The organism is Pseudomonas sp. 2VD (assembly GCF_005503585.1).
GTDB classification, from domain to species: Bacteria; Pseudomonadota; Gammaproteobacteria; order Pseudomonadales; family Pseudomonadaceae; genus Pseudomonas; species Pseudomonas aeruginosa.
The window spans coordinates 1-2,362 of the sequence record NZ_SCND01000565.1; the positions used below are offsets into that span (position 1 = coordinate 1).

Sequence of the window (2,362 nt, forward strand, 5' to 3'; positions counted from 1 at the left end):
CAAGGCCACCAGCAGCGGCAACAGGTCGGCCATCAGCGCCGCCACGCCCGGCGAGACGCCGAGTTCGATGGCCTTGGCGATCGGCGCTATGTAGCCCGCGTAGGCCAACGCCCCGATCAGCGCCTGGCGCCGCCACTGGCGCGCCGACAACCGGCGCAGCCCGGCCCAGGCGAAGGGCAGCAGCAGCGCCAGGCAGACGGCGAAACGCCAGAAGCTGGTGAGGAACACCGGCGCCTGTTCCATGGCATAGCGGTAGCCGACGAAGCCGGAACTCCAGGCCAGTACCATGCCCAGTTGCACGGCCAGCAGGCGGGTCGCCCCGGGCATCGCTCGCGGGGTGCAGGTGGTCGCGCGCATCGCTCGCCTCCGTCGGTCAGGTTCGAGTCGAGGCTAGGCGGCCTCCGCCGCTACTATCAAACGAAACTATCTGCACCAGTCATGCAGGAAATCGGAACCATGAGCGCCAACCTGGATATCGAGCTGCTGCGTACCTTCCATGCCATCCTGCGCTTCGGCCGCTTTCTCGCCGCGGCCAGCCACCTCAACCGCAGCCCCTCGGCGGTGAGCACCCACGTCCGGCGCCTGGAGGAACTGGCCGGCGGCCGGCTGTTCGAGCGCGACAACCAGTCGGTGCGGCTGACCCCGCTGGGGCAGCGGTTCCAGCGCCAGACCGCCGAGCTGCTGGAGACCCACGACCGCGTGCTCGCCGGGTTGCGCAGACGGGAAGAGCCACTGCGGGTGCGCTTCGGCATTTCCGAGGAATACGCCGGCAAGCTGCTCGGCCGCCTCCTGCCACGCCTCGGCGCGGAACTGCCGGCGCTGGAGCTGGAGGTGCTCACCGACGCCAGCGGCAGGCTGGCCGGACGCCTGCGGCGCGGCCAGCTGGACCTCGCCCTGCTGGTGCAAGCGCAAGACGAAACCCCGTACGACGGGCACTCCCGCGAGATCGGCGGCACCCAGCCGGTGTGGGTCGCCGGCCACGGCCTGCGGATCGATCCGCAACGCCCGCTGCCGCTGGCCCTGCACGGCCAGGGTTGTCCCTATCGGCAGGCGCTGCTGGAAGCCCTCGGCGCGACGGGCCGGCGCTGGCGCACGGTGGTCAGCAGTCCCGGCGCGGCGGCGCTGGAAGCGGCCATCGAAGGCGGCCTGGCGATCGGCGTGATCGACCGTGCGCGGGTCGGCCCGACGATGCGCGTGCTGGGGCCGGCGGAGGGCTTCGCCGAACTGCCCGCCCACCGCATTCGCCTGGCCTTCGCCCCGGGAGAGCGGCCGCCGGCGCTGGAGCGCCTCGGCGAACTGATCGCCGAGGAGTTCCGGCTCTGAGCCGCTACAGCGCCGGGCGCTAGACCCGCAGGCGGTGGCCGTCTGTCAGTTTCCGGCAGCAGTCGCTCACTGCGCGGCGATGCTTTCCCGTTCACGCCACTCGCGCAGCAACGCCTGGCGCCGGCGCCGCCCTCGATGTGCGCGCCCTGCTGTCGCAGGATGGCGATATCGCGATAGAGCGTGCGCAGGCTGATCCCCAGTTCGCCGGCAAGCACATGCCCGGCCACCGGGTAACGGTGCCGGCGCAGAATCTGCAGCAGGACGAGCAGGCGCTGGCTACGGGACAGGGCGCCGACTCACAGTTGCTCCAGGCAGTCGCGGGCGTGGTCGTCGAGGGGGACGAAGACCAGCAGGCGATCGCCGTTCTTCGGCGCCGACCACCAGTTGGTCTGCTGCAGTTCGAATTCGCCGCAGCGCGCATGACGGAAGCGCTTGAGCTGGTTTTCGATGCCCATCACCTCGTTGCGCCGCCAGATCTCGCGGAACTCCGCCGAAGCCTCCAGGCAGCGCTGCAACTGCCGCTCCCACAGCGGATCGCCCATGCGCTCGACCATTGCCGCGCGGAAGAAGCCGACCATCCGCGGCAACGCCTCCTCGCGGTTGGCCATGCAGTAGCGCCAGCGCTCGTGGGTCAGCGCCAGGTAGATGCAGTTGCGGTCTTCCTCGGGGATCTCCGCCAGGTCGATGCCCACCAGCCGGCAATAGGCGCGGTTGTAGCCGCGGATGTCGAAACGGGCGTTCTGCACCATGGCCGGCAACGGGTCGAGGGCATCGAGGATGGCCTGGGTGGCGGCCGAGGGCTTCTCGCAGACCGCCCGCCGCGCCGAGGTCGGCGCGGCCAGCCCGGCGAGGTTGAACAGGTGGTGGGTTTCCGTCTCGTTGCACAGCAGGGCCCGGGCGATGGCTCCGATCACCTGCTCCGAGGCGCGTACCGCGCGGCCCTGCTCCAGCCAGGTGTACCAGGTCACGCCGACCCCGGCGAGCTGCGCCACCTCCTCGCGACGCAGGCCCGGCGTGCGTCGGCGGCCGAGGCGGGAAA

At 71.0% G+C, this 2,362-nt stretch carries 3 protein-coding genes and 1 pseudogene; 1 reads left to right on the plus strand and 3 read right to left on the minus strand.

Annotated features, from left to right (window positions below; translation table 11 throughout):
• Positions 1-357, minus strand: a 357-nt coding sequence (locus FFS27_RS31710) for an EamA family transporter (protein ID WP_034019551.1), incomplete at its 3' end; no start/stop codon positions are given.
• Between the two features lie 99 nt (positions 358-456).
• On the opposite strand from FFS27_RS31710, the gene FFS27_RS31715 reads away from it, so the two are divergent.
• A complete protein-coding gene (locus FFS27_RS31715) occupies positions 457-1,323 on the plus strand; it encodes a LysR family transcriptional regulator (RefSeq protein WP_003082572.1) in 867 nt (288 codons plus the stop codon).
• Positions 1,324-1,460: 137 nt separating this feature from the next.
• On the opposite strand, the pseudogene FFS27_RS31720 reads toward FFS27_RS31715, so the two are convergent.
• A pseudogene (locus FFS27_RS31720) lies at positions 1,461-1,610 on the minus strand (HTH domain-containing protein); the annotation flags it as partial.
• 9 nt (positions 1,611-1,619) lie between these two features.
• The coding region (locus FFS27_RS31725; protein WP_049353681.1) for a helix-turn-helix transcriptional regulator at positions 1,620-2,362 on the minus strand (743 nt) is incomplete at its 5' end.

Bases quoted from the DNA above. Each gene is read 5' to 3' on its own strand.
- FFS27_RS31715 (WP_003082572.1), top strand. From the start codon at position 457: ATGAGCGCCAACCTGGATATCGAGCTGCTGCGTACCTTCCATGCCATC.